The organism is Microcystis sp. M49636_WE2, from assembly GCF_030065375.1.
GTDB lineage: Bacteria > Cyanobacteriota > Cyanobacteriia > Cyanobacteriales > Microcystaceae > Microcystis > Microcystis aeruginosa_C.
In genome coordinates this window covers 1-4075 of the sequence record NZ_JASJFG010000948.1, presented here as the reverse complement: position 1 = coordinate 4075, position 4075 = coordinate 1, and the positions used below count along the sequence as shown (strand labels likewise).

Below are 4075 nucleotides of genomic sequence, written 5' to 3'. Positions count from 1 at the left end.
TGCGCTAATTTTAGAAGTAATAGAATGGGAGCAATCAGGGGAAGTAATTGACGTTATAATTAGCCATAGTTTTCCGTCAAAATTCGATTTTGTCTCTTAAAACCCTGATTAATCGGTTTTTAGAGCTAATTTTGACTCTTGGTCTAATCTGCCTGTCTTCCTTGGTGTGACTGGCTTATAAATTTTTGGAGATGTCTAATATCTTGTTGACAATTTTTCCTCTATATCCTAGTCCTGTAAGTGCTATTTTGGGTCATGCCTAAGGGCTAAAACGAAGCTTGTATTTTTTCAGGAGCAAATGCTTTCTGTGTGCGATAAGATTTACTCGCAAATCATTTCTGTTCTCCTTTTACTGCTGAAAATCATTACGAACCTGTACGCTATTTTCTTTGTTCCCAAAAAGCAGTTCATCCTCGCGCTTTTGGCAAATTTAAGACTATTGAGCCGGGAAATTAACCGATAATTAATAACTTGTTGGGGTGCGTTAATTTAAGCAGCAACACACCCTAACTTGGTATTAATGCAAGAAATGACGAATGCCTGTTAAGACCATAATTAAACCTAACTCATTAGCGGCATTAATCGAATCCTGATCTTTTAAAGAACCTCCTGGTTGAACAATTGCCTCGATACCAAACTTGGCCGCCGTGCGAATAGAATCATCAAAGGGAAAAAAGCCATCACTAGCCAAATAGCCACCTTTGGCCGCTTCCCCTGCTTGTTCAAGGGCAATTTTCGCCGAACCAACGCGATTCATTTGCCCTGCACCAACGCCTAAAGTAGTTTGATTTTTTGTCACCACAATAGCATTAGATTTAACGTGCTTAGATACTTTCCAAGCAAACAGTAATTCCGCTAATTGTGCGGCAGTGGGTTGTTTTTCTGTCACCACGCGCCACTCCTCCGGGGTTTCTACCACGTCATCGGCCGCTTGTACTAGAAAACCGCCAGCGATAACTTTTACTGTTTGTTTTTCTCCCGTGCTTAAATCCGGCAGCAATAAAATCCGCACTTTTGACTTTTTAGCGAGTATATCCCGGGCTTCGGGGCTACAATCGGGGGCAACCACGCATTCTAGGAAGGTTTTCGTTAATTCTTTAGCGGTTGCTTCATCTATGGCTTGATTTAGGGCAACAATACCCCCAAAAGCCGAGGTAGAATCGGCATGAAAAGCTTTAGTATAAGCTTCCACTAAGCTACCACCGATCGCCACCCCACAGGGATTATTGTGTTTCAAGATAGCGGCGGCCGGTTCTTCACTGCCGAATTCGGCGATTAAACGGCGGGCTGCTTCCAAATCGACTAAATTGTTATAACTTAGTTCTTTTCCCTGTAATAAGGTCGCTTTTCCCCAACCGTGAGCCATTGTCCCGCTGCCGTACCAAGTGGCACTTTGGTGGGGATTTTCGCCGTAACGCAGGGTTTGTAGGGCATTTCCTGCCAAATGAAAGCGAGTCGTTTCCCCGTTTAAGCTGGCGAAATAGGCAGCGATCGCACCATCGTAGGCATTGGTTAAAGCGAAGGTTTCCCCCGCCATTTTTTGGCGGAATTCCAGGGAGATTTCGCCGTTATTTTGCCGTAATTGGCTTAAATACTGCTCGTAATACTTCGGGTTACTGATGACAGTCAAATGGGCGAAATTTTTAGCTGAGGCGCGTAACATCGCCGGACCACCGATATCGATTTGTTCGATCGCCTGAGCGGTGGTAACTTCAGGATTAGCGATCGTCTGTTCAAAGGGATAGAGATTAACCACCACCAAATCAAAAGGACGAATTTGATTAGCCTCCATTTCCGCTAAATCTGACTCCCAATCCCGTCTAGCCAAAATACCGCCATGGATGCGAGGATGGAGAGTTTTCACCCTTCCGCCCAAGATTTCAGGAGAACCTGTGTATTCTCCCACTTTAACCACGGGAATTCCCGCCGATTGGAGCGTTTTGGCGGTTCCTCCACTGCTAATAATTTCAAAATCAAACTCTTCTGTTAGCTGACGGGCAAAGTCAACTATTCCGGTTTTGTCAGTCACGCTGATCAGCGCTAAACGTCCCATAGTAGTGATCTATAAGCAACAATTTCAGTATATCTCAGTCCTAACCCGTTAAAAATTAAAAAAAGTAGATTAGTAAATAATCAGCTGCTTCTATATTTTCGTCTCTCAAATAGCAACTTATGCCAAGAAAAAAATTGCAACTCCTCCTGGAAAGATTTAGTCTGACTTGTTAAAAAATACAGGATTTTTCAGGGTAACGAAGTCTATCTAGATTAGTGAAAACCTCTTGGCAACCCTTATCGCCAAATGTTGTCAGATTACCATCATCTTTTCTTGTCCTTAATGCCTAGAAAATGTCACCTAATAACGTTTGTGATCAAGTAATTGGCTGAGAGTCATCACCTGATAACCTCGATCGTGTAATTTCGCTAATAAATTCTTCAGCACGATCGCCGTGTTTTCATCTCTTTCGGGAGACCCACCGTGAAGCACTAAAATCGCCCCGGGGAAAATAAATTGCGAGATATACCAAGTGGTAAATTGAGGGTGATTCGTTGCTTTTCCGGTATCTAAAGGGATCATGGAAGCGAGGGCAAATCGGGACTCGTAGCCGGGGAATTTCCCCAAAAACGAGCGCATAGATTGATTATAGAAGGCTTGACCGGGACGATACCAGCGCGGTGCAAGACCGGCAAGACGAGTTAAAATATCGTTAGCTTCCCGAAACTGACTAGCAAAAGCGTCGGCGGCCAGTTGACTGGTACGCAGATCTTGGGTGCCGTGATTAGCGATTTCGTGACCTTGGGCGATGAGGCTCTCAATCAAGGTGGAGTTCGGTTGTAGGTGTCCCGTGATCAGAAAAAAAGTCGCCTTGACGGCAGTTGCCGGGCTGGCTTTTTCTCGATTATGAGCGGCGATCGCTGCTAAAATGCGATCAGTGGATTTTCCTTCCGGATCGTTGGGAGTGGGTAGATCATCGATAGTAAGGGCGATAATTTTCTCTCCTGTCGGTTGATAGAAAATTGCCCCGGTCAAAAGTCGAGCGACGATCGAGATAATTAATTTGGCAATGCTCATTTGGGGGGTTAAGGGATGAGAGGAGAAGCAAAGATTAGCGATTACAGGCCAAAGATGATTTCTTTAGGAGATATTTCTGCATTTTGTTGAGTTTCTGCATAAGCCCCAAAACTGAGTCTAGCGACTCCTGGTAAAAATAAGGTAGTGGCCAGGGATGACAACTACCAAACCTGTGAGCCTTTTCAAGGTAAAAATTAGACATATCCGCCCTTAGATTGGCTGATCATGGCTATTTGCCAATGGTTCGGGGCTATCCTCAGCAATCCAAGCTCTGACTAACTCGTAGCAGAGACCGAGCAGAACCGGTCCGAGGAATAAACCGATAATCCCGTAGGCGATCACTCCCCCGAACACCCCCAACAGAATCACCACCATAGGAATGGGCAGACCGCGCCCCATTAAGATCGGTTTGAGGAAATTATCCACCAGGGTGGCGGGAATCATCCAGAGGGTAAATAATAGGGCGATGGAATGGGGTAGTGTTACCCAAGCGTGAATGAGCGCCCCCAAGACAATCAAACCGGGGCCAATTTGGAGAATGCCCAAAATTAGGGTGAGGAAAGTTAATAAACCGGCCGCAGGCGTTCCCACCGTCACTAAACCGATGCCGATCAAAAGACTCTGGATGATGGCAACGCCAATAATACCGCGGCTCACATTGCGGACGGTGGAGGCGGTAAGACTGGCCAGCGCGATTCCTCTACCCGGGGCAATCTTTTCCGCTAACCGGTTCATCGGGCGAGTCAGATTTTTAGCCGAGAGGGTGAGGGCCGCCGCAATCAGAATCGAGGCGATAAATTTCAGCACCGTCAGACCGGTACTGGTGGCCAGAGAAAGGGAGATTTTCCCCAGTTCTTTTAATTGTGGCTCGAAGCGTTGAAGAAATTGACCCGTGTTATCCGATGCCTGCTGCCAGAGACCGGCAATCCTTTCGCCAATCAGCGGCCAGGTGGCCACATCGGCGGGGGGAGGGGGAATCACCGCCGCACCAGTATCGATATATTC

3 protein-coding genes are annotated in these 4075 nt (G+C 46.2%); all 3 read right to left on the bottom strand.

Annotated elements, in window-relative coordinates; translation table 11 throughout:
• Positions 1-517: 517 nt before the first annotated feature.
• The gene (gene purH, locus PX484_RS21830) at positions 518-2053 is read right to left on the bottom strand and encodes a bifunctional phosphoribosylaminoimidazolecarboxamide formyltransferase/IMP cyclohydrolase (protein ID WP_287768336.1); all 1536 of its coding nucleotides are present in this window, start codon (positions 2051-2053) and stop codon (positions 518-520) included.
• 300 nt (positions 2054-2353) lie between these two features.
• On the bottom strand, positions 2354-3070 hold the full coding sequence (locus PX484_RS21825) for a polysaccharide deacetylase family protein (RefSeq protein ID WP_002803025.1): 717 nt from the start codon (positions 3068-3070) through the stop codon (positions 2354-2356).
• Positions 3071-3280: 210 nt separating this feature from the next.
• Positions 3281-4075, bottom strand: a 795-nt coding sequence (locus tag PX484_RS21820; protein ID WP_288105468.1) for an AI-2E family transporter, incomplete at its 5' end; no start/stop codon positions are given.

Bases quoted from the DNA above. Each gene is read 5' to 3' on its own strand.
- PX484_RS21825 (WP_002803025.1), bottom strand. From the start codon at position 3,070: ATGAGCATTGCCAAATTAATTATCTCGATCGTCGCTCGACTTTTGACC.
- purH (WP_287768336.1), bottom strand. From the start codon at position 2,053: ATGGGACGTTTAGCGCTGATCAGCGTGACTGACAAAACCGGAATAGTT.